This window comes from Vreelandella janggokensis, assembly GCF_031451615.1.
In the GTDB taxonomy this organism is placed as follows: Bacteria; Pseudomonadota; Gammaproteobacteria; order Pseudomonadales; family Halomonadaceae; genus Vreelandella; species Vreelandella janggokensis.
This window is the reverse complement of the sequence record NZ_JARWAJ010000003.1, coordinates 149398-171900: the sequence shown is the minus strand read 5'-3', so window position 1 is coordinate 171900 and position 22503 is coordinate 149398. Positions and strand designations below refer to the sequence as shown.

At 57.7% G+C, this 22503-nt stretch carries 18 protein-coding genes and 1 riboswitch; of the genes, 13 read left to right on the top strand and 5 right to left on the bottom strand.

What is annotated here, in order from left to right; genetic code table 11:
* Positions 1 to 104 precede the first annotated feature (104 nt).
* A complete protein-coding gene (locus QC816_RS10385; RefSeq protein ID WP_309782039.1) occupies positions 105 to 1097 on the bottom strand; it encodes a GlxA family transcriptional regulator in 993 nt (330 codons plus the stop codon).
* Between the two features lie 335 nt (positions 1098 to 1432).
* On the opposite strand from QC816_RS10385, the gene QC816_RS10380 reads away from it, so the two are divergent.
* Complete coding sequence (locus QC816_RS10380) at positions 1433 to 2755, top strand: DUF2252 domain-containing protein (RefSeq protein ID WP_309782035.1); 1323 nt, start codon at positions 1433 to 1435, stop codon at positions 2753 to 2755.
* A gap of 33 nt (positions 2756 to 2788) precedes the next feature.
* On the opposite strand, the gene QC816_RS10375 is transcribed toward QC816_RS10380, so the two are convergent.
* The gene (locus QC816_RS10375; RefSeq protein ID WP_309782033.1) at positions 2789 to 4588 is read right to left on the bottom strand and encodes a GGDEF domain-containing protein; all 1800 of its coding nucleotides are present in this window, start codon (positions 4586 to 4588) and stop codon (positions 2789 to 2791) included.
* A 340-nt stretch (positions 4589 to 4928) separates the two neighbouring features.
* Here QC816_RS10375 and QC816_RS10370 point away from each other — a divergent pair, with 340 nt between their 5' ends.
* Positions 4929 to 5645, top strand: a complete 717-nt coding sequence (locus QC816_RS10370; RefSeq protein ID WP_309782031.1) for a trimeric intracellular cation channel family protein — start codon at positions 4929 to 4931, stop codon at positions 5643 to 5645.
* Here QC816_RS10370 and QC816_RS10365 read toward each other — a convergent pair.
* The gene (locus tag QC816_RS10365; RefSeq protein WP_309782030.1) at positions 5642 to 8608 is read right to left on the bottom strand and encodes a translocation/assembly module TamB domain-containing protein; all 2967 of its coding nucleotides are present in this window, start codon (positions 8606 to 8608) and stop codon (positions 5642 to 5644) included. The genes QC816_RS10370 and QC816_RS10365 overlap by 4 nt on opposite strands.
* Positions 8609 to 8715: 107 nt before the next feature.
* Between QC816_RS10365 and QC816_RS10360 the strand changes: the two genes are divergently transcribed.
* From QC816_RS10360 to QC816_RS10340, 5 genes are all read left to right on the top strand, one after another.
* Positions 8716 to 9429 (top strand): DUF3581 family protein, encoded by a 714-nt coding sequence (locus QC816_RS10360; RefSeq protein ID WP_085917904.1) that lies wholly within the window; start codon positions 8716 to 8718, stop codon positions 9427 to 9429.
* 167 nt (positions 9430 to 9596) lie between these two features.
* Positions 9597 to 10580, top strand: a complete 984-nt coding sequence (locus QC816_RS10355) for a TRAP transporter substrate-binding protein (protein ID WP_085917850.1) — start codon at positions 9597 to 9599, stop codon at positions 10578 to 10580.
* A gap of 49 nt (positions 10581 to 10629) precedes the next feature.
* Entirely contained in the window at positions 10630 to 11193 is a 564-nt protein-coding gene (locus QC816_RS10350) for a TRAP transporter small permease (RefSeq protein ID WP_309782025.1), read from the top strand.
* Positions 11194 to 11209: 16 nt separating this feature from the next.
* Complete coding sequence (locus QC816_RS10345) at positions 11210 to 12475, top strand: TRAP transporter large permease (protein WP_309782023.1); 1266 nt, start codon at positions 11210 to 11212, stop codon at positions 12473 to 12475.
* A 183-nt stretch (positions 12476 to 12658) separates the two neighbouring features.
* Entirely contained in the window at positions 12659 to 14158 is a 1500-nt protein-coding gene (locus QC816_RS10340) for a CoA-acylating methylmalonate-semialdehyde dehydrogenase (RefSeq protein ID WP_199284819.1), read from the top strand.
* Between the two features lie 62 nt (positions 14159 to 14220).
* Here QC816_RS10340 and QC816_RS10335 read toward each other — a convergent pair whose 3' ends face one another.
* On the bottom strand, positions 14221 to 14913 hold the full coding sequence (locus QC816_RS10335; protein ID WP_085917846.1) for a hypothetical protein: 693 nt from the start codon (positions 14911 to 14913) through the stop codon (positions 14221 to 14223).
* 213 nt (positions 14914 to 15126) lie between these two features.
* Positions 15127 to 15229, top strand: a riboswitch (TPP riboswitch).
* On the opposite strand from QC816_RS10335, the gene QC816_RS10330 reads away from it, so the two are divergent.
* From QC816_RS10330 to QC816_RS10310, 5 genes are all read left to right on the top strand, one after another.
* Positions 15219 to 16613 (top strand): sodium:solute symporter family transporter, encoded by a 1395-nt coding sequence (locus tag QC816_RS10330; RefSeq protein WP_264827158.1) that lies wholly within the window; start codon positions 15219 to 15221, stop codon positions 16611 to 16613. Its footprint overlaps the riboswitch before it by 11 nt.
* Before the next feature lie 47 nt (positions 16614 to 16660).
* A complete protein-coding gene (locus QC816_RS10325; RefSeq protein WP_199284821.1) occupies positions 16661 to 18076 on the top strand; it encodes a diguanylate cyclase domain-containing protein in 1416 nt (471 codons plus the stop codon).
* Positions 18077 to 18119: 43 nt separating this feature from the next.
* Entirely contained in the window at positions 18120 to 19088 is a 969-nt protein-coding gene (locus QC816_RS10320; RefSeq protein WP_085917843.1) for a magnesium transporter CorA family protein, read from the top strand.
* 94 nt (positions 19089 to 19182) lie between these two features.
* Positions 19183 to 20355: an alcohol dehydrogenase catalytic domain-containing protein gene (locus QC816_RS10315; RefSeq protein WP_233337366.1), complete on the top strand. Its 1173-nt coding sequence runs from the start codon at positions 19183 to 19185 to the stop codon at positions 20353 to 20355.
* 18 nt (positions 20356 to 20373) lie between these two features.
* The gene (locus QC816_RS10310; protein WP_309782015.1) at positions 20374 to 21447 is read left to right on the top strand and encodes a proline racemase family protein; all 1074 of its coding nucleotides are present in this window, start codon (positions 20374 to 20376) and stop codon (positions 21445 to 21447) included.
* On the opposite strand, the gene QC816_RS10305 is transcribed toward QC816_RS10310, so the two are convergent.
* Positions 21408 to 21620, bottom strand: a complete 213-nt coding sequence (locus tag QC816_RS10305) for a DUF1289 domain-containing protein (RefSeq protein ID WP_199284823.1) — start codon at positions 21618 to 21620, stop codon at positions 21408 to 21410. The two genes, QC816_RS10310 and QC816_RS10305, sit on opposite strands and share 40 nt — an antisense overlap.
* Positions 21621 to 21748: 128 nt before the next feature.
* On the opposite strand from QC816_RS10305, the gene QC816_RS10300 reads away from it, so the two are divergent.
* Positions 21749 to 22360 carry a flavin reductase family protein gene (locus tag QC816_RS10300; protein ID WP_309782014.1) on the top strand — a complete coding sequence of 204 codons (612 nt, stop codon included), beginning with the start codon at positions 21749 to 21751 and terminating at the stop codon, positions 22358 to 22360.
* The last annotated feature ends 143 nt before the right edge of the window (positions 22361 to 22503 follow it).

Sequence of the window (22503 nt, the reverse complement as noted above, 5' to 3'; positions counted from 1 at the left end):
GAGGGTTGGCATTCGCTTTTGATGCCTGCCACATTGCCAGCAGGATGACGGCACTGGTGCGCACAATACGTCACGGGCTGTGCTTTATACGCCTTTTTAAGGCCTCAGCGTTCTACCGGAGCAACGTTCGGGCTGTCGGGGTGACGAACGTCACTGGGTGTGTAACCGTAATGTTGTCGGAAAGTGCGAGAAAAGCTCGATGCGGAATTGAAGCCGCAGGCGAGCGCGATTTCGATGATGTCACGCTGAGTTTCGCGCAGCAGTTGATGGGATCGCTCGAGCCGCAAAGCAAGATAGTAACGGCGAGGGCTACTACCCAACTCTTGCTCGAATAACCTTTGAAGCTGGCGCAGTGAGATATTTACCTGTTCGGAGATATCGGCAATTGTTATGGGGTGTTCGAGATTTGCCTCCATCAAGGCGACGGCTCGTAATAGCGCGGGTTTACGCGAGCCAAGTCGGCCGGATAGCTCGAAACGCTGGCGGTCCTCAGGGTGACGGATATGCGCATGAATGAGCTGTTCCGACACCTGCTGAGCAAGCGTATCGCCATGACGCCTTGCGATCAGGTCCAGCGACATATCCATGGCGGCCGTGCCTCCCGCACAGGAAAAACCGGACTTGCTGACTTCAAAGAGTGATTCGACGGCATGAAGGTGCGGATACGACTCGCGGAACACCGGTAGGCTCTCCCAGTGCAAGGTGATCGTCTGGTCGTCCAGCAGTCCGGCGTGTGCCAGTACAATCGCACCGGTGTCCATGCTTCCAAGCACGCAGCCTCGCAGTGCCTGGCGGTGCAGCCACTGCGTTAACTGACGAGAAATCGATTTCTCGGGCTCGAAGCTGGCACAGACAGCCAGGCTGGAAATGTCGGGATAGGGGGTGAGGCCTTCATCGGCCATCAGGGTCATGCTATTGCTGGCTGTCACAGGAGCCCCCGATTCACTAATCACGCGCCACTGGAACAGTTCGTGCCCGGCAATGCGATTGGCAATGCGGAGCGGTTCTACGGCTGAGAAAAAAGCCACCATGGCAAAACGGGGGAGCAGCAGAAAACCGATACGCTCAGGGGATTGTCCTTGGTACTGCAGTCGCATGCGGTGAAGTTCCTTGCTGCTGATCAGTGGTGAGCGTTGGTCTTACAAGCTAGATGTTCTTGCCTTGGCCTTTACGATGCCGATGAGGGCATTGCAGACAGTAGCTTGGATAGATGTGGGATAGCATATACCTGCTTGTAGACAGTCAACAATGGCTTGCTGAACAGGCGTTTGGTTGATGAGCAGGGCGTTTTTCGCGATCAAGCGTTGCGTATTGCCGCCCGTGGCTGCACCCACCTGAATAGGCAAGGTATTAAGGACGGTGACTTAATCTCTTAACGTTTGTCGCCTATGCTTAGGGTGAATAGCATTTACGCACCGACAAAGGCATCGCGATGAGTCATGCACTAACGGGACACAATCGCCCTCAGCAAGTGATTGAAGCCATCCAGCAGGTCAACGCACCGCTGGCCGCGGCGACCCGCCAAGCCAAATACGCCAAGATGGCGGCGTCGCCGTATCGTTTCTTTCGGGGTACCAATCATTTGTATTGGCAAGACGTATGGCACGACTGGCGCTTTGCGTTATTTGGGGGTTGGCCCAATACCCAGACCTGGCTGCAAGGTGACGCCCATGTCTACAACTTTGGTGCCTACGGTCATCATGATGACCAAGTGCGCTACGGTATGGACGATTTTGACGATGCGCTGATCGGCGACTACCAGTATGACTTGTGGCGGCTGGCCATCAGCGTGGTATTGGATGGCCGTGAAAATGTTGAACTTAGCCCCAAGGCCATTGATAAAGCGCTAAACAAGCTATTGGAAAGTTACTATCACACCTTGGCAGATCACACCGATGATGTGCGCATAGAGGCGGTGACGCTGGATAGCGCAAAAGGGCAGTTGAAACCTTTCATGAGCAAGGTGGCGGATAAGCAAAGCCGTGCGCGGATGCTGGAAAAGTGGACCACCCTCGACGACCAGCATGGCCGTCGGTTTGCGGAACGCCCCGGAAAACTAGCCAACTTGCCAGCAGACCTGGCCAGCCAGTTGCGTCGGCTGATCGAGCAGGAATACCAGCAAACGCTTCAGGATCCGGTAAAAGAGAGCGATCCCCGTCATTTCCGCGTAAAAGACACGGCTCGCCGGTTAGATGCGGGCACCGGTTCGCTGGGGGTGGAGCGCTACTATGTGTTGATTGAAGGGGGCGCTGATCATGAACACGACGACATCATTCTGGATGTTAAAGAGCAGGTGACCCCGGAAGCGTATCGCTTTATGGACAAGCCCCAAAAGCAAGTATGGCGGAGGCTATTCCCCAATGAAGGTATTCGCCATGCGGCAGCATTTCATGCCATTGCGGAACACCCGGATGCCTATCTGGGTTGGCTCACCATGAATGAAAAGGTATTTTCGGTCCGTGAGCGCTCTCCCTTCAAGAAGGACTTCCCCACCCACAAGCTGTCCGGTGGCAAGCCATATCGCAAGCTCGCGCAGCAGTGGGGGCAGATCCTCGCCCGGGAACACCTGCGCGGTGCGCAAGCGCTGAATAACGGGGATCACCGGCCGTTTGCCATGGCGGTTTGTCAGCGGCTTAAAGGGCGTGAAGAAAAGTTTGTGGATGTCGTGTCGACCCTGGCGATGGCTTACGCTGACTGCGTCGAGCAGGACTACAGCGTGTTTATTGATCACTTCCTGGCGACCGATTCCCCTTAGATTGGGCAGCCGCCTGGATGGCGGTGACGATGATTACTGTGTTTGCCGCCTGCCGATTATAAAGCCATGTTCCTCGAATGACTCGGACCATACCACGCAGCGGTTACGGCCGCTGCGTTTGGCATGATAAAGCGCTTCATCAGCGAGTCGAAGAAGCTTATGCGGGTCATGAGTGTGGTCGGGGTAGGTGGCGATGCCGCAAGACAGTGTGATCCGTCTGAGTGTGGTTCCCTGGTGGTCGCAAGCGCATTGGGCAATTGAGGCTAACAGCGTATTGGCGCTGGACTCGGCTGTTTTGGCAGAGGTATCCGGGAGGAGCGCGACAAATTCTTCGCCCCCAATTCGGCAGACTATGCCCAGATCCACGAAGTGTTGAGTGAGTAAAGAGGCCATTTTGACCAGAACCGCATCGCCTGCATCGTGGCCAAAGTAATCGTTGATGTCCTTGAAATGATCAATATCCAGCATTAAAAGCGAGACTTTTGTGCCATGTTGTTGAGCACGGCGGCATTCGTGATCGAATACCGTATTGAAATGGCGCCGGTTGTGAAGGCCGGTCAGGGGGTCTTCAAACGAGAGTCCTTCTAACTCGCGAACCAACTGCCCAAGTTCTTCTGTCCGTGCAGCCACCTGCTGCTCAAGGGTTTCGTTGGCCATTGCCAGTTGTTGCTGGGTGCGTCGGTAGTGCCACAAAAAAATGGCCGCAATAGCCAAGGAGAAAACCAGACTGCCATAGCTCAATGGCACTGTTCGCCAGGCCACAAAGCCATGAGCGACGGCCATGTCGGCGAGTAGCAATGGAGCAAAAAAGGTGAAGCTCAGTACCAGCAAGCGCTGTTCAAGATTGAGTCGGCGAAAGCGAAAGAGGGCGAGCAACAGCATAATAGGCAAGGTGATGGCCAGCAGAACATCAAACACCGGGAAGGTGATCGAGAGGCTGATAATGCCTAACTGCACCAGGCCCATGGCCATCACCAGGTAAACCAGGTGTAAGGCCCAGAGTCGTTTGATCCAGCGTTTGGCCGTTCCCTCAAGCCAATGGCTGAGTAGCATCCCCAGTGCGATCGGGAGGGTGTAGTAGCTGCCTGCTCTAAGCATATCCCAAGCCAAGGGACCATCGGCGATCAACTGGCGGGCGGGTGCCTCGGCAAGCAGCATCAGCCCAGAGGCGTAGGCGAACAGTGCGGTGGCCAGGAAACCACGTCTTTCAGGCCCAATAAGGGCGAAAATAGTGGCCAGAATGGCAAGTACCAATACCAGCGCACTGACACCAAGGTCCTGGGCCGACTCATGGATGACGTGTTTGAGCACATCAATACGCTCCATTACCTGTACTTCGCCCCAAAGACCAATACTGGTGTAGTAGGAATATAGGCGGAAGGCCAGTGGCTCGCCTGCAGTGTCTTCAGGCAGGTCGATCATGTGCCAAGGCCAGCCGGCAAAATCCCCTCGCCCCTGGTCGTCAAATTCCCCGTACTGATAAATCAGCTCATCACCGAGGTAGGCTTGGCCAATGAGATTGATACTGGTGATATAAAGGACGGGGTCGTTCCAATCGCCCTCAGGCAATGTCGTGCGTAACCAAAGGTGCTGATGGCCCTCGCGACCCGGTGGGTTAGAGGGAGACACCGTTGATAGCCAGTCGGCGGATTCATCATCTAGCCACTCGGGCTCGCCGTTAGCATCCCGGGGGGAGTCGCCCCAGCGGTATTCCCAGTCCATTAGCGGCTGAGGTGGAGCTGCCGCTTTGACGCCATTAGAGAGTGTCGCCAGCACAATGAGTGAGACGATCAGCAGAATAAAATGGCGTATGGCGAACCCACGGGGCAGCATGGCGAACGTCCTCGTTTTTTATAGCGGTCATTCTGCTGATTCAAGGCAACAACAATACTCACGACCTATGGTTGATGCAGCGTGATACGAGAGCTTAAGCGCTTTAGCCCATTTTAACCAAAAAGGACGCCAAGGCGATGCTGTTTCTTCAACGATCCCTCGGTGGGGTGATGTCAAAAAATACAAACGCAGATGCCAGTCAAGGTTCTTTCTTAAAGTGGTTGCGAAAACTCTTTAATTTACAGGATGTTGCCCCGCCGGGATTTTATGCCCGTGTTCGAGTCAGCAAGGTAAGTGCTATTCTGCCTGCTTTAAAGTGGCGGAAATAAAGGAGAGCCACGTGTCGGGTATTGTTGTCTGGCTGGATATGGTGGGGGTGATCGTTTTTGCCTTGTCTGGCGTCGTCCTGGCATGTCGTTCGCGCATGGACCCGTTTGGCATGCTGGTGCTGGCCGCCGTCACGGGGATTGGCGGCGGCACGCTGCGCGACCTGGTGCTGGGCGTCAGGCCGGTTTTTTGGGTGGCCGATCCAACGTACCTGTGGGTCATTTTTGCCACCGTGGGCGTCTCGCTGGTGGGGTTTCACTATATCCACCGCCTTTCACGCGGCTTTTTACCGATTGCGGACGCCTTTGGTCTGGCCTTGTTTACGGTGATTGGCGCCCACAAAGCGCTGTTGCTGGGGACATCCGGTGTTGTCGCCGTGTTGATGGGAATGATGACGGGGGTGGCCGGCGGCATGATCCGCGATGTGCTGGCCCAGCGGGTGCCGATGGTGCTACGCGAAGAAATCTACGCCACGGCGGCGATGGCGGGAGGCACGGTTTACGTACTACTGGACGCCCTTCAAGCGCCGCTTATCCTGACCATCGCCGCCTCGCTAAGCGTGACCCTTGGGTTGCGAATCGCGGCGATTCACTGGCATCTGGCGCTGCCGGTATTTGCCTGGGTAAGCGTAGCGCCCAAAACCGACGATGACGCGACGGTACCACTTTCCACGTCGCAAAAAGCCAAAGAGCGGGTCAGGATGATTCGCCGTGAGCGCAACCGTCGTTAAGGTTTGGGAAAACGCGTTGCCTCCCGCCAGCGCTCAAACCAGCGCCTGGGTTGAAATACTTTCAGGTCAGGCTCGCTGTCGATCAACTCTACGCCTGTTCCCAGGGCACCAATGCGGGCATATAGTGCGCCATTGGCCTGTTTCTCAGCCAGGGTGACGTCGGCCAGCAGTAGAAGAGGCCCGCCGGTAAGCGTCAGGTCGTAAAGGCGAATATGCTCGCCGTCGATGTGCAGCTTCGCATCACCGTTGATATCACGCACGTTCAAGAGTCGGCCCAGCCAACCGCTTTCACGGGCGCGCGCCAAGAAGAGTCGGGCGAGTAAGCCGGTATCACGCATGCCAAGGCGGAGGTCACTGGTGAGATTGATTGGGTCGCGCCACTCGAGCAGTGCGTTATCCAGGCTCAGTTGCACCCACCACCCGGCATCCTGAGTTCCATCTGCGCTGTGACGAAACACGTTTTCCAGACGCAGAAACGAGTCATCTGCGTTAAAACGCCGTGCGTCCAGGTCACCTTCGTCAAGTTGCAGATGCAGCTCAACATCGCCCTTGAGACGCTGGTCAAGCAGCGCCAGGTCGGCACCAAAGGCGCGCAGGTTGATCTCGCCCTCGGCGGTCAGTCCTTCCAGCAGCCATTCGCTGGTCAGGCTCGCCTGACCGCCTAATAGACGGATACCCGCCTCTTCGGGTAGATAGCGGTTATAGCGGGTGAAGTCGGGTACCTGAGTAATGGGCAGCGCGATACGCGTGGTGAAGTAGGCAGGCTCTGGCGATGCCAGCACCTCACTAAAACGGTCGGTCTGCGTCGTGAGAGCGAAGTGGCGCCCTTCAAGGTGAGGTTGGTCGTCATCCTGGCGCGTGAGTGTAAAGTGCGGTATGCCCAGCGAAAGCTGGGCGTGCTCGGCGCTATCCAACTGAGCCGTCAACTCGCCGCGCCCGGTGGCGAGATAGTCTAAAAAGCCCACCTCAAGCTGGTTGGCGTTGACCCTGAGGCGAGTTGGGGCCAGCAGGCGGTCATCACGGAAAGCGCCCTCAGCGAATAGCTGGCCGTTGCCCGCAAGCCTTAACCCGTGAGCACTGGGCAGGAAGGCATTCAAAAAACCTAGCCGCTGCACACTGCCCTCCAGAGCAAATTCCCCGCTGACCCGATTTGCGTCATTAGTTTCGGCGCGCTGGAAGCGGCCTTCTCTGAGTAACAGGGTGCTCTGTAGCTGCTCTGTGGAAGCGTCCGTATCCGCGACTTGCCAACGCAAACGTGATCCGCTGATATCCAGTGCGGTGCCGTCGAGCGCTGCCTGACGAATCACCAGGGTGAGCTGGGCATTGCTTTCCAGCGTGCCTTTCTGTTCGCCGTGCTGCCATCGGGTGGTGAGTTGCTCACCGGCTAAATGGATATCGCCATGCATCTGCTGGGTGGTGATATCAAGCTGGCCTCGGCTGGTGGCCTGGCCATTGAGCAGCTGTAGCGGGGCAGGATCGGGCAAGACCGCGCTCAGGTAGGGTTGCAGTACGCTGATGTCCGGCAGGCGTGCGGATTGCCAGGTAAGCCGGGCGGTAGCGTCTTCTCGCGCTTGCACAGGATCAATCGGGCTGCGCGTGTTCAGGGTGATGGTGGCGTCCGTCAGCAGCGTTCGCTCATGGTGGCGCAGGGTTGCGCCGATGAACGTAAGCGTCGCCTCGATAGCCTCTTCGGGGGTTAGCTGGGCCGTCAGCGAGCCGCTTCCTTGAGCATTGATATCCAGCAGTTGAGCCGACAGTTCTGGTGCCTGAATCGACAACGAGGCACGGTAAGGTCGGGCGTCACGAAGCGTTACACTGGCTTCGATTTGCCCGTTTCCGTCAAGGCGAATACCCTGGCCGTCAAAGGTGCCTGCCAGGTACCGGTCAAGCATGTCCAGCCGGTTGACCTGGCCTTGTAGTTCAAGCGTGGCGCCCGTCGGCAGATCCAGCCGGTCCAGGCGCTGGTTGGGAATGCGGGCAGCAAGGCGGAGCTGGGTATCGTCGGCATAGGGCTGGCTGTCAGCCAGGACCACATCGTTTAACTGAGTGGAAAAGGTGAGCGCATCGCCTTCTACTGCCAGGCGCACGTGCCCTTCGCCGACAGCGGTATGCAGCGACGGTGATGAATCAGGGGTTATCCAGCGCGGTGAGTCGCTTGAATGGGGCGTCAGGCGTTGCTCATCCATTGACAGACGCAGGACAGAGGCTGTCAATGTGAGCAGGCTGCCGGGCTGTAACGTGCCAGCGTCAAGCGCAAGCTCGCCTTTCAACGCACCGTTACCGTCAAGCGTCAGCCAGGGCAGCGCTTGCAGGTAAGGCATGAAAACGTCCCAGGCATCGGCTTGAGCATCGATTGTCAACTGCGCTGAAAGGGCGCCAAGCAAACTGGCAATAAGCTCATGGCGTGGGATGTTTGCGGTGGATACGCTTTTCAGAGTGGCATTGGCGTCTAACTGGATATCTCGGGCCAGGGTGGCCTGGTCGCTTGGCCGCATCAAGCGCCCATGGTGGATATCCAACGACAGATGGGGCACGGCCAAGGCGTCACGACTGAACTGAGTGTCCTTGATCTTGAGCTGGCCCTCGGCTTCCAGCGCCATATCGCCAACGGTCAGGCGGCGAAGCCCGCTTGCCTCCAGCGCTTTGATATGCAGCTCGCCGCGCAGCAAACCGAGCAAGGACAACGAAAGGGTGGCTTGCCGGGCGTCAACGGTGACGGGCATTCGATCATCTTCAAGCGCGAGGTAGAGATTCTCGACCTCCCAGCGCCCAGGGTGCAGGCTCTGGGCAGTTGACCAGCGCACCTCGACGCCTTCGATTCTGGAAATCTGCTGCGGCAGCCACTGGCTGTTGAGCAACCAGGTACTGCCGATGAGCCAGACAAGCACCACCGTCAAAGCACTCAAGAGTGTGACAACCAGGATGCGGGATAGACGTTTTGAGCGGTGACGCGGGTTTGGCATACGGCTTCCTTGCAGATGACTCCTGCTGATCGACGTTTTATGGCATTATGCGCGTCGTAAGCCCGCCATCGACTTTTGATTTCAACGCTAAGCAGACAGCCAACGCCATGTTCAAGGAATTTTACACGCAGCGCGGAGAGTATGTGGTGATCTCCGCTGAGCAGGCCAGCCACTTCGCCAAGGGCGTCGCGGGGGACTACAACCCGATCCATAATCCGGATGCGCGGCGTTTCTGTGTGCCAGGGGACCTTCTTTTTGCGCTGGTGTTGGCAAAATTTGGTTTGTCACGGCACATGACGTTTCGTTTTACCAGCATGGTGGGCGCGGATACACCACTGTTGTTCAGCGAAGCTGAAAATGGCGAGCTTCACGTATGCGGTGAAGACGGTAAACATTATTTACAGGTTACCCGACGGGGGGAGTGGACCAACGATGCCTCGGTAGTAGAAGCGTTTGCCCGCTGCTACGTAGCGTTTTCGGGCAAGAATTTTCCCCACTACCTCAAGCCGCTCATGGAACAGCACGGGGTCATGTTCAACCCCAAGCGTCCATTGGTGATCTACGACAGCATGGGGTTTTCGCTGGAGCGTCTGAACGCTGTATCGCCGGGATTGACGCTCAGCGACTCGTCGCTGGATGTGCAGGGCAAGCGTGCCGATGCGTTACTCGAATTTGCCATTCAATCAGCGGGCGAGCCGGTTGGGGTAGGCTCCAAGAAGTTGGTCGTCAGCGGGCTATGCCCCTATGACGCCGATGAAATGGCGGCGATTGTGGAAGAGTTCTATCGGCTCAAGGCTGCCTATCTCGCATCAGTCGAGTAAGCAGGCAAGCCGGGTACGACGTTAGTGGCGATGGCTGCCCTCAACGCTTGGGGTAGGGTATTCTTGGCTTCTCATCATAATGCCGTGCCACGCGCAGGTTCCATGCAACAAGTACTGGGCAACAAGTACCGGGCAACAGGCACGACGCAAATTACAAGAGGCGCTACATGAACCATCGTAAACTGCTGACCCTTGCCATTACCGCGACTACGCTGGCGGCAGCGTCACTCAGCACTCAGGCACGCGACTTTCGTTTAGGACTGATTACCCCCGCCCAGCATCTCTGGTCGACCGAAGCGGAAGCCTTTGCCGACACCTTGCATGAGCGTTCTGATGGCGAGCATAGCGTATCGGTATTCCCTGCCCAGCAACTGGGTAACGAAGCGCAGATGGTGCAGCAGTTGCAAAGCGGTGCGCTGGACATGGCTTTCCTGACCATTGCCGAAATCTCCAATCGGATTCCCGACTTTGGCGCGCTTTATGCGCCTTATCTGGTTGATGACGTCAACCACGCTGCTCGCTTGCTGCGTTCAGACGCTGCTGGCGAGCTGCTGGACCTGATGCCGGAAGGTGTCGGTCTGGTCGGCGTTGGTTACGGTATGGTGGGCATGCGTCAGGTGCTCAGCCGTGACCCTATCGAGAGTGCTGATGACCTGGAAGGCCTGCGCCTGCGGATTACCCCATTTGAGCCAATCCGTGATTTCTATACGGCAACCGGTGCGGCCCCAGCGCCCATGCCGTTGCTGGAAGTGTACGATGCCCTGGCCAACGGTCAGGTAGATGCCATCGACATGGATTTCGACTCCATCCTGATTCTAAAATTCTACGAGCAGGCCGATAACCTGCTGATCTCCAATCACATGATGTTCCCCATGGTGGGGGTGGTGTCCGGGCGTGTATGGCGGGAGCTATCCGAAGAAGACCGTGAACTGATCGACACGACCATGGCCGAGCATCTGGAGAATGTACTGGTAGGCTTTGAGCAAAAAGACGCCGCTCAGGAAGAAGAGATCCGTGCGCTGGATATCAATATCGTCGAAGCGGATGCTGAGTTTTTCGCCGAGGCGATTGCCGAGTGGGAAGATATCTGGGCACCCAAGGCGCCGATGCTGGAAACCCTGCGCGAGGAAGCCGATCGCCTGCGCGAGTAAACCGCCGACAAGCCAACCACTCGACCACTGACGAGGACCATCCACGATCATGTTGCAACGCCTTTCCTCGGGGCTTGCCCGCTTTGAAGAAACCGCCGCTGCCGCTCTGGCCGCGGCGGTGACGTGTTTGATCCTGATCAATATTGCCTTTCGTGTACTGGGTAACCCGCTTTATTGGATAAGTGAGTTATCCATTTACGCGATGATCTGGATGACGTTCCTGATTGCTGGCGCAGTATTCAAGCGTCGACAGGGAGTGGCGGTGACTCTGCTGAGCGATGTGCTGCCCCGCGCCGGGCGAAAACTGATCGTCCTCTGGGTGGATGCCATGGTGCTGGTGTTTGCCCTGCTGCTCGTTTGGCTTTGCTGGCGCTGGTATCAGCCCTTCATGCTCGCCCAACTAGGCTTCGACACCGGCGCGTTTCAGGGGCAGACCTTCAACTTCATATACGCCGAGAGCACCTCAACGCTGGGCGTGAAGAAGTTCTGGGTTTGGTTGATCGTGCCGTGGTTTGCGCTATCGCTCTCCCTGCATGGGCTGGCCAACGTCTGGCAGTCCGTCACCCAGTGGCGCCGCCCTGACGACGAACCGACGGTCGAGACCTTACGATGATGTGGGTGGAGCGCTTATGACGATTGCCGTGTTTGTACTGCTACTGATCAGTGCCGTGCCGATTGCCCTGGTGCTCGCACTGACAGCGATGGTGTATATCTATGTGTCGGGCAATAGCGTGCTGTTCGACTCTTACCCGCAGCAATTATTCAGCGCCATCGAGAGCTATGGGCTGCTGGCGATCCCGCTATTCATGCTGGCTGGAGAGCTGATGAACGAAGGCGGTCTCACCCGACGTTTGATCGCCCTGGCACGAATTCTGGTGGGCGGTTTCCGTGGAGGCCTGGCATATATCAACCTGGTCGCCAACATGATGATGGCGGCCATTATCGGCTCGGCGGCGTCGCAAATCGCTATCATGTCCCGCGCCATGGTGCCCGCCATGGAAGAGGAAGGCTACGATACGCCGTACAGCGCGGCGATTACCGCGGCAGGTGGTCTGCTGTCGCCGATCATCCCGCCCTCGATGCTGTTTGTGCTGTTCGGAGTAATGGCCCAGGTACCTATCGCCGAGATGTTTATTGCCGGGTTGTTGCCGGGGTTACTGCTGGGAGCAAGTTTCTTTATCGTGATCGCGCTGGTCGGCTTGGTGCAGCAATACCCCAAAGGCCAGTGGCCCAGTCGCCGTCAGGCGGTGCACGATGCGCTTTGGGGGCTGCCAGCAATGCTGATTCCGGTGATTATTATCGGCGGCATTCTGTGGGGCATTGCCACACCCACCGAGTCGGCGGCGTTGGCCTCGCTTGCGGCCTTGATCATGGGGCGTTTTGTGTATGGCGAACTACGTCTGGTTCAAATGCCCCAAGTGCTCAAACGCACGGCGGTCAATGCCGGTTTGGTCATCATGCTGATTGCCGCCGCTGGGGTATTTGGCTGGGTGGTGATCTACGAACAGTTGCCACAGATGGCGGCCGAGTGGATCGCAGCCCTTACTGCCAATCCCTTCATTTTCCTGCTCATGGTGATTGGCGCACTGTTGCTGGTGGGCATGGTCATCGACGGTATCGCCGCGCTGATTCTGGTGGTGCCGATCCTGATGCCGATAGCCGAGACGCAATTTGCCATCAGCCCTTATCAGTTTGGCGTCGTGGTATGTCTGACCTTGGTATTGGGGCTGTTAACGCCCCCTGTTGGTGCCGGACTGTTTATCGCTTCTTCGATGACCGGCGCACCTCCGCTGAAAATCTTCCGTGCACTGCTGCCGTTTTTGCTGGCAACCCTGGTCACGCTGGTGCTGCTCGCATGGCTGCCGTGGCTGACCAACGGGCTGATCCAGCGATAACAAACCGCTGCAAAACGATGTTCCTGGTGCTGTTTCGCTGGTACGTGTTCTGCTGGCGCATTGCCAGCAGCACGTCGTGATGGAAAGGCTAATTGACGCCGCGTGCGAGATTCTGTTTACTCGTGCAATAACGCGTTTACGTTTACGTCAACTTTCTAACACAATGACAACAGGAGCAACGCCATGCCCATTCGCGATATCCCCATGTTTATCGATGGTCAGCCCGTCATGTCCCAGAGCCAGGAATGGCGTGATGTGGTGAATCCCGCTACCCAGGAAGTCGTCGCTCGCGTGCCTTTCTGCACCGCCGACGAAGTCGAGCGCGCCATTGCCAGCGCTGAAATGGCCTTCAAGGAGTGGCGCAAGGTACCGCTGGGTAAACGTATGCGCATCATGCTCAAGCTACAGGCGCTGATTCGCGAGCACACCCCAGAGTTGGCGGCGTTGATTACAGAAGAGCACGGCAAAACCCTGCCGGATGCTGAAGGCGAGGTCGGGCGCGGACTGGAGGTGGTCGAGCATGCCTGCTCCATTACCTCACTCCAGTTGGGGGAACTGGCCAATAATGCCGCCAACGAGGTCGATGTCTACACCATGCACCATCCGCTGGGTGTCGGGGCGGGCATTACTGCTTTCAACTTCCCGATCATGCTGCCCTGTTTCATGTTCCCGCTGGCCATTGCGACCGGTAATACCTTCGTGCTGAAACCCTCGGAGCAGGATCCCAGCTCGACCATGCGCCTGGTGGAGCTTGCCCATGAAGCGGGCATTCCGGCGGGCGTATTGAATGTGGTTCACGGCGGCCCCGAGGTGGCGAACCAGATCGCCGATCATCAGGCGATCAAGGCGCTGTCGTTCATTGGCTCATCCCACGTAGGCTCGCTGCTGTATAACCGCGCCGCCGCGGCGGGTAAACGCATGCAGGCGATGATGGGCGCCAAGAACCACTGCGTGGTCATGCCCGATGCCAATCGCAGTCAGGCGATCGACAGCCTGCTGGGCTCTGCCTTTGGGGCGGCCGGGCAGCGTTGCATGGCCAACTCGGTGGTGGTCCTGGTGGGGGAAGCCCGTGAATGGCTCGACGATATTGTGGAAGGCGCTCGTGGCATGAAAGTCGGGCCTGGCACCCAGCGTGACGCTGACCTGGGCCCGCTGGTATCCCCTCAGGCCAAGGAGCGCGTCGAGCGTTTGATTGGCGCAGGTGAAAAAGAGGGCGCCAGATTAATGGTCGACGGGCGAGGCTGCTCGGTTGATGGCTATCCGGAAGGTAATTTTGTCGGGCCGACGTTATTTGCCGACGTGACGGCAGACATGTCCATCTACCGGGAAGAGATCTTTGGCCCGGTACTCTGCGTGGTCAGCGTGGCAACCCTGGATGATGCCATCGCGTTCATCAATGCCAACCCCAACGGCAACGGCACCTCGATCTTTACCAACTCCGGCTGGGTAGCGCGGCGCTTTGAAAACGATATCGATGTGGGGCAGATCGGCATCAACGTACCGATCCCGGTGCCGGTGGCCTATTTCAGCTTTACCGGCTCGCGGGGCTCGAAGCTTGGTGACCTGGGTCCCAACGGCAAGCAGGCGATTGCTTTCTGGACGCAGACCAAGACCGTGACAGCACGCTGGTTTGAGCCGGAAAACGTCTCCAGCGGTATCAATAGCACCATCTCACTTGGCTGATGTCACTCGCCAAACGATATTTCCCTCGGCCTGAATGGGCCGAGGGAACGTCAATGCGAGGACTAAAAATCCTGGAACAGCGGTAAACTCTCCTCCAGCAGCCGTTCAATCGGATCAAGCTGACTCTCGTGCAGCACCAGCATTGAAGGCTCGCTGGCAAAATGCTTGCCGGTTGGCACCAGCAGTGCAAACTCGCCTTCTTCAAGATGAAATTCGTGAATCTCGCGCAGCCCTTGGGCGGTATAGCACTGGGTGCAGCGGTACGCTTCGTCCTCGCCGTATACCAGGCGGTGGTACATCTTGAACAGCGTATAAAGTGCCAAACCGCCTTCAAAAGCAGGCCAGCGGGCCGGAATAGTGCGCGTTTCTTCATCCAGCGTTTGCCCGTCTGCCTCGGCATTGGCGATCGCATCGTCTAGCGGACTGGCCAGCAGGTCATCGCGGGCGGCCGGAAGGGCGACGTTGTCTTTTGAAGCCTGAGTAAAGGTGCTGACTGCGCGTTTAAAATCAGCCACGTTGTGAATGGCGTAGTCGGCATGCTGCAAGTCATCCGGCTCGAAACCGCCGTTCTCCCAGCCATGGATGACTCTCAACGTCATCAAACCACGCTCCATGGGGCGTGCCAACAGCAAGTAAAGCGCAATATGCAGATGTAACTGTCGCTCATCCGTATCGTTTTCAAACGCATTGTAAGGGTCAGCAAACAAGGCGTGGAGCCTGCCCGGCGTATGTTCCTTGGCTTCTGTATAGCGCATTAGAGATTTCCCGTTGAGCGAACCGTGTCGCTCTGGGCGCACGGTTTCTATAACGTTATTAGAGCACCTACGGAGTATGGCGAGCGATGACGCGGATTGAAAGCCCTCGGCCGTGTGAAGCACCGAGTGCTTGCGCGTTATGGCATGCGCGCGCCACTTTACGTTGGTGCGATTCTCGTTGAGAATAATACCTGTTCATAACGATCTTTCACACACTGTCGCCAGGGGGGCCTCGAAGAGGCTGAGAGTGCGCTTGCGCTGACCCTGGAACCTGATCCGGATGATACCGGCGGAGGAAGTGCGACATGCCCTACCTGACTTCAGCTGCGCTTGCCGCGGCACTTGGCGTTTTCATCATCCTAGGCCTGCGGGCTCGCTGGGCCGGTGGCACGGTCGATGATTACATTACGGCCCGCAATTCCCAGTCCGGAGCGACCCTCGGACTGTCGTTTCTTGCCTCCGGGATGGGGGCATGGATTCTGTTTGCCCCGCCGGAAATCGGCGCCTTTGTTGGCCCCGTGGCGCTTGCGGGTTATGCCATCGGTTCGGCATTGCCATTTATCGTATTGGGCCTTTATGGGCCGGCCATCCGCCGCGCACTGCCCGAAGGCAGAAGCATCGCCGAGTTTGCCCAGGCATGCTATGGCACCAGCGTGCGGCGCTGGGTGTCACTGGTGTCAGTGGCCTATATGGCCTGCTTTCTCGCTGCAGAGCTGACGGCGATTGGTGCGATTACCGCATTACTTTCCGATGTGCCGCCCGCTTTGGTTGTCCTCGGTGTCGCTTTGAGCACGCTTGCCTATACCGTGCTCGGCGGGCTGAGGGCGAGCCTTGCCACCGACCGGTGGCAGGCCTGGCTGTTGATCGCTCTGCTGCTTATCGTCAGCAGTGTTGCCTTCACCTATTTACCCGCCATGCCAGACGTATCGTCGATGCCGAGTGCCCCATTGGGCGACGCGCTGAGTGTAGCGGTGACACTGGTCATTGCTGTTACCGCGGCAAACCTTTTCCACCAGGGTTACTGGCAGCGAGTGTGGGCCGCGCAGGATTCACGCAGTCTGGGCCAGGGGGCCTGGCTGGGGGGTGGCATGACCGTCGCTGTGGTGATGGTCATCGGCGGCCTGGGGATGCTTGCCGCGATGAGTGGCGTTGCGCTAGGTGAGCCGCCAATCCCGTTTTTTGCTCTGCTGGGAAATGCGCCGTCGTGGCTCGCCATGCTGGCCCTGGTGCTGGCGGTGACACTGGTGGCGTCCAGTGTCGATACGCTACAGAACGCGATTGCCTCGCTGATAGTCTCCCAGCATGAGCAGCAGGGCAGGTCGCTGACCACGGCGCGCTGGTGGACCGTTGTGCTGATGGTGCCGGTGGTGATCATCGCCCTTCAGGGGCTTTCCGTATTGCGGCTATTCCTGATCGCCGACTTGCTGTGTGCCGCGATTGTCGTACCGGTATTGCTGGGGCTATGGAAGCGGATGTCCACCGCGGCTGCGATTGGCGGCGGTATTGCAGGGCTTTTAGGCGCCGTGTTACCCGGCTGGCTGGCCAGTGGTAGCCTTGCAGCGGGTCTCATGGCGGCGACTTTCCCTGCTGGTATTCCCACGCTGGGTCCTTTCCTCGGTGCGTTATGTGCTTCTACACTGGTAAGTGTTAGCTGGGCGAAAGTGGTTGGTCATCGGGCATCTTGGGCAAAGCATGGCTGATCACGTTATGATGGTTGGTTATCGTCTACCGTCATGGGCCACAGTCAATGAACTACCCTATTCTTCCCGACGAAGAGGCTCGGCTGGCGGCGCTTTACGAATTGGCGCTGCTGGACACGCCGGAAGAACCCGCATTCGACCGGGTGACGCGTCTGGTCACCCAATTACTGAATGTACCGACCTCGACCGTCACGCTGATTGACGCCAAGCGGCAATGGATAAAATCTCGTGTGGGAACTGAGCTTCGTGAAACATCACGTAGCGTGGCTTTCTGCGCCCATACCATTGCGGAATCTGCGCCGCTGATTGTTGAAGATACCCGAGAAGATCCGCGTTTTGCCGATAATCCGCTGGTGACCGTGCCAGGCGGAGTGCGTTTTTACGCGGGTATTCCGCTGCGCACATCAAAGGGGTTGGCGTTGGGGTCGCTGTGTGCCGTGGACACAAGGCCACGTCGGCTTAGCGACGCCGAGATCAACGCGCTTAAAGACCTTGGATCGATTGTTACTGATGAAATTCACCTGCGTGAGCGGTTCCTGTTTGAAAAGCAGCGCCGGGAAGCATCCCAGTCATCTCTCGAAGCGCTGCACCTGGATCTTGAAAACCAGATTGAGCGGCGCACCCGAGAGCTGAACCTGGTGATCGAGTCGGCCTATGATGCCTATATCAGCATTGACGATAACGACCTTGTGCTGGACTGGAATCGAGCCGCGACGACGATGTTTGGCTGGACGCGCAGGGAAGCACTGGCGCGCTCCATCGAGCATTTGATCTTTCCTGATGGCATGCCGGAAGGCGACCAGCAGACGCCCGTCACCTACTACGCGGCACGTCGTGACGGCAGCTCATTGCCGGTGGAAATGCGCATCAAGTCGCTCGATATAGAGGGACGCAGGCAGCGCAGCCTGTTTCTCCACGATGTTACCGAGCGCATACAGCTCGAGCGCCTGCGCGATCTTGAAGCCCGTGAAGACGCACTTACCCAACTGCCCAACAGGCGGGCCCTGGATGAGCGGTTGCCAGAGGCGATGGCGCGCACCCGGCGCCAGCAAACGGCTCTTGCGGTGCTGTTCATGGATCTCGATGGGTTCAAGGCCGTCAATGATCTGCATGGCCATGCAGCCGGTGACGAACTGCTGCGTGAAATCGCCAAACGTCTAAGCGCCGCCGTGCGTGAAACCGACTACGTAGCCCGCTGGGCCGGAGATGAGTTTGTCGTGCTGCTGGAAAACATCGCCCTCGATGCCGCCGAGCGGCTTGCCCGGCAGTTGATTGATACCCTCGAGCAGCCCGTACAGCTGCAGGAGGCGGAGGTGCATGTCAGCGCCAGCATTGGCGTGGCGCTCTATAAGCCAGACGTAAGTGAAACGGCACTGGAACTGCTCAAACGCGCCGACGTTGCCATGTATAACGCCAAACATGCCGGTAAAGCACAGGCCTGTATGGCTGACGCGCCCGCATGAAGGTGTCTGCCAAAACGTCATCAGTTAACCATCAGGGACGATCATGATTCGGACGCTGTTAACGACCCCCGAAGGTGAAGTACACGAAGGCGACGCAAAGCTGATCGACCTGTGGCGACAAACCCCGGGCAGTCATATCTGGGTGGATATGCAAGGCGAAAGCCAAGCCGTCGAGCAGCGCTTTTTGGAAGACTTTGAATGCCACCCGATGGCCATTCAGGATGCGCATAAAGAGCGCCATCCACCCAAAATCGAAGAGTTCGATCACCACACACTGATCATTTACCGCGGTATCTCCTCGTTTGATGCCCAGTTGAACTTCGTGCCCCAGCAAGTGAGCTTTTTTGTAGGTGAGCGCTTCCTGGTCACCCTTCACCCGGGCGAAGCGTTAAGCATCAAGCGTCTGTTCAATGAGCAGGGCAGTGCACTACTGGCTCACTCCCCAGAGCATGTGGCACTGCGGGTGATGTACCTGTCGGCCGGGTATTACATCGACAGCCTGCTGGAATTCGAAGTGGCGCTCAGCGATCTGGAAGATGAACTGCTGGATAACGGCAATGACGTATTGATGCGGCGTATAACCGCCTACCGCTCGCGGCTGGTGAAAATGCGTCGAATCTTCAGCTACCACAAGGGGATTACCCAGGAACTGACCGCCTACGACTATGCCCACCTGCCGCGTGATAAAAGCGACACCCTCCACGCGATTACTGACGTAGAAGAGCGCTTTGAGCGGCTCTATACGCTCACGCAAATGTATTACGACATCTGCGGCGATCTGGTCGATGGCTACATTTCGATTTCATCGCACCAGCTCAACATCACCATGCGCGTGCTGACGGTGATTACCGCTATCTTTGTACCACTCACCTTTATTGCCGGTATCTACGGCATGAATTTCGAGTATATGCCCGAGCTTGGCTATCGCTACGGCTATTTCTTTGTCTGGGGGGTAATGCTGGGTATCGGTGGGATGCTGATCTGGCTGTTCAAGCGCAAGCACTGGTTTTGACATCCAGCGTGGCCTGATGGAGACGACACAAAAGTTTGTTATGGTCATTATCAGGCACAACATCTTTATCTCTTAGTCGAGAGGAGCCCAGCGAATGGCAGACGCAAATGCTAGTTCAACGCCGCCGACAACCATGGCGGCCATGCTGCTAACCGGGCATGGCGGTATCGAGAAGCTTGAGTACCGTCAGGATGTGGCGACCCCCAAACCCCAGGCAGGCCAGGTCCTGGTGCAGGTCACGGCGACGGCTAAGAACAATACCGATCGTAAGGCCCGCGAGGGACTGTACCCTACCAAGGATAAGGGCGACGTGACCTCGTTTGCCATGGGCGGTGAGCCCACGCTGACGTTCCCACGCATTCAGGGCGCCGATGTGGCGGGCCGTGTCGTGGCGGTGGGCGAGGGCGTTGATGCTTCGCGGATCGGTGAGCGGGGGCTTCTGGATTTCAATCTGTATGCCGATGATCGCCGTGATATCAACCTGACCCCGGATTACTATGGCCACGGGGCCGATGGTGGCTATGCCGAGTACATCGCCGTACCGTCTGACCAGTTTCACCACGTGCCCAACCCGGCGCTGCACGATGCCGAGCTTGCTGCCATGGGGATGTGTTCCTACCAGACGGCCTACCACATGATGACATCCGCCGGGATCGGCGCCGGAGAGCGTGTGCTGGTCACCGGCGCAAGCGGCGGGGTGGGCACGGCGCTGATTCAGCTTTGCCGGGTAGTCGGCGCGATTCCCTACGCCGTCAGTCAACCCGATAAAGCCGATGCACTTCTCGCCCTGGGGGCCGAGGCGGTGATCGACCGCGGCGATTTACCCACCTTTGTCGATCGCGTGCTGGCTACCACCGACGGCCAGCCCATCGATGCGGTGATGGACCTGGTTGGCGGTGAGATGACCAACCTGTTCATCGATACCATGATTGTCGACATGCAGCACCGTAAACGTTACCCGCGGCTTTCCATCGCCGGGGCCAGCGGCGGCAATCTCAGCGAGGTCATGTGGACGCGCATCTACCTCTACCAGGTGCAGATCTTTGGGGTCTCTCACGGCACGCGGGAAGAGGCCGAACAGCTCATTGCCTGGATTCGTAGCGGCGAGTTGAAGCCGGTGTTGCATGCGGCCTTCAAACTGTCCGAACTCCATGACGCCGAGCGCTATTTCGTCAATCGTGGCAGTAACTATCTCGGCAAGATCGTGATTGTCCCGGATAGCCAATGGGAGTCCCATGGCGCTCCATTTGCCCTTAACGCTTCCTAACTGCAAAGAGTCCGGCGAATGAATACTCAACATACCATCCAGTTAATGGACACCCACGCGGGAGGCGATGTCAGCCGTATTGTAACGGGGGGTATTGATCACCTTCCGGGCAATAGCGTCCGCGAGCAGATGGAGTATCTGCGCGATGATGCCGACGGCCTGCGTCGGCTGTTGCTTGAAGAGCCCTACGGCATTCCCGAGATGTCCGTAGACCTGCTGGTGCCACCCAGCGACCCGGAAGCCGTCGCCGGTTATATCATCATGGAAGTCATGGGCTATCCGATCTATTCGGGGTCCAACACCTTGTGCACCGCCACGGCAGTGCTGGAAAGCGGTATCGTACCCAAGCAGGAAGGCATCCAGCGCTTCAAGCTCGAAGCCCCCGCCGGCCTGGTGCAGGTAGAGGCCAAGGTACATGACGGGGTCGTAGAGTCGGTCACCTGTGGCGGTCTACCGAGCTATATCGACACCTACCGTGAGACGATCGACGTGCCCGGCATCGGCCCCGTGACCTACTCGGTTGCCTATAGCGGTGGCTTTTATGCGCTGGTGGATGCGGCTGAATTAGGCTTCAAGTTGATCCTGGAAGAAGAGTCGGCGTTGGCGCTTTGCGCGCATAAAATCGTGGAAGCCATCAAGGCTGAGCGCGGTTTTTCCCACTACACCCTGGGGGATGTCGGACCGCTGCCGTTCCTGCACTTCATGGGGCCTGAAGAACAGGTCGCCGAAGGTTATGTGCGTTCCCGCTCAACGACCTACGTGCATCCCGGCGTTATTTGCCGCAGCACCACCGGTACGGGAACGTCCGCGCGGCTGGCGTTGATGCATTACGAAGGACGACTCAGGCAAGGTGACAAGCTGGAAACCGTGTCACTGCGCGATACAGGCTTTATCGGCACCTTCATCGATACCCACCAGGAAGGCGCTTATCAGGTGGTGGAGAACACCATTACCGGGCGCAGTTACGTGCTGGCGCACTCGGATATCGTGATCAACTGCGATGATCCCCTGGTTAACTGCGGTGAGCTGCATCACATCCTGAGCGATCGCCATCACCCGCCACGCGCTGAATTACCGTCAGAGACGACATAGCCTTCGGCCTCAATACGTTGCCACACCGGGGCCTTGTCGGCCTCGGTCATCTGCCCCCAGCAAGCGATTTCATCCAGACGTCGCCCGCAACCTTCACAAAGTGATTGGGTCGGTTCTATGCGGCAGATCTGACGACAGGGGGAGAGCGGACGGTCAGGGAGGGATGAAGTCACAGGTATCGTAAACCTCTTGGAGATAACAAAACGGCGGCTAATACTGACATGCCAAGGGTAACATGTCTTTGCGTATTAGCTGGGTGTGGTAGCGTGATGACTCCTTTTGTCTGCGATGAGGAAACGCCATGCATTATTTGCTCGACGAAACGCCGCTTGAAGTGGGCACTCTGTATCGGCTGCTATCCGGCTCGGTTTGCCCTCGCCCGATTGCCTGGGTAGCGACCCAGGACCGCCAGGGCAATGCCAATCTTGCCCCTTTTTCGTTCTTCAATGTCGTCAGCGTCGATCCGCCCGTGCTGGGGTTCTCGCCGTTACAGAACGGCCAGGGCCGCAGCAAGGATACCGTGCGTAACCTGGAAGAGAATCCCGAGTGTGTGGTGCATGTCGGTAGCGAAGCATTGGTCGACGCGCTCAATACCACCAGCGCAAGCCTGCCACCCGGCGAGGATGAATTCACCCTGGCAGGACTTGAAAAAGCCGCCATGCCCGGTGTGTCGGTCCCCCGCATTGCCAACGCGCCGGTTGCGTTCGGTTGCCGACTGCGCGACATCATTCGCTTTGGTGACCAGCCCATGTCAGGCAATCTGGTGCTTGCCAACGTGATCTCCCTGCATCTTGACGACGATGTCTGGGACGGTCGACACGTCAGCCTGGAAATACTCAACCCTGTGGGTCGACTGGCAGGTAGTGACTATGTTCGCACCACCGACCGTTTCGCGCTGCAACGCCCCCGCTAAGCTGGCAACGAATGAATCAGACCCTGCTTAACAAACGTTTGTTTACATACTTCACTACAATGTTTACTTAGAAATTAAGGATAATTGTCCTTTAGTCCTATATTCTGCGGCCGATAGAACTGTTGGGGGGTGATCACGCAGTG

Bases quoted from the DNA above. Each gene is read 5' to 3' on its own strand.
- QC816_RS10300 (WP_309782014.1), top strand. From the start codon at position 21,749: ATGCATTATTTGCTCGACGAAACGCCGCTTGAAGTGGGCACTCTGTAT.
- QC816_RS10360 (WP_085917904.1), top strand. From the start codon at position 8,716: ATGTTCAAGGAATTTTACACGCAGCGCGGAGAGTATGTGGTGATCTCC.
- QC816_RS10350 (WP_309782025.1), top strand. From the start codon at position 10,630: ATGTTGCAACGCCTTTCCTCGGGGCTTGCCCGCTTTGAAGAAACCGCC.
- QC816_RS10325 (WP_199284821.1), top strand. From the start codon at position 16,661: ATGAACTACCCTATTCTTCCCGACGAAGAGGCTCGGCTGGCGGCGCTT.
- QC816_RS10375 (WP_309782033.1), bottom strand. From the start codon at position 4,588: ATGCTGCCCCGTGGGTTCGCCATACGCCATTTTATTCTGCTGATCGTC.
- QC816_RS10330 (WP_264827158.1), top strand. From the start codon at position 15,219: ATGCCCTACCTGACTTCAGCTGCGCTTGCCGCGGCACTTGGCGTTTTC.
- QC816_RS10365 (WP_309782030.1), bottom strand. From the start codon at position 8,608: ATGCCAAACCCGCGTCACCGCTCAAAACGTCTATCCCGCATCCTGGTT.
- QC816_RS10320 (WP_085917843.1), top strand. From the start codon at position 18,120: ATGATTCGGACGCTGTTAACGACCCCCGAAGGTGAAGTACACGAAGGC.
- QC816_RS10380 (WP_309782035.1), top strand. From the start codon at position 1,433: ATGAGTCATGCACTAACGGGACACAATCGCCCTCAGCAAGTGATTGAA.
- QC816_RS10355 (WP_085917850.1), top strand. From the start codon at position 9,597: ATGAACCATCGTAAACTGCTGACCCTTGCCATTACCGCGACTACGCTG.
- QC816_RS10315 (WP_233337366.1), top strand. From the start codon at position 19,183: ATGGCAGACGCAAATGCTAGTTCAACGCCGCCGACAACCATGGCGGCC.
- QC816_RS10385 (WP_309782039.1), bottom strand. From the start codon at position 1,097: ATGCGACTGCAGTACCAAGGACAATCCCCTGAGCGTATCGGTTTTCTG.
- QC816_RS10345 (WP_309782023.1), top strand. From the start codon at position 11,210: ATGACGATTGCCGTGTTTGTACTGCTACTGATCAGTGCCGTGCCGATT.
- QC816_RS10335 (WP_085917846.1), bottom strand. From the start codon at position 14,913: ATGCGCTATACAGAAGCCAAGGAACATACGCCGGGCAGGCTCCACGCC.
- QC816_RS10340 (WP_199284819.1), top strand. From the start codon at position 12,659: ATGCCCATTCGCGATATCCCCATGTTTATCGATGGTCAGCCCGTCATG.
- QC816_RS10310 (WP_309782015.1), top strand. From the start codon at position 20,374: ATGAATACTCAACATACCATCCAGTTAATGGACACCCACGCGGGAGGC.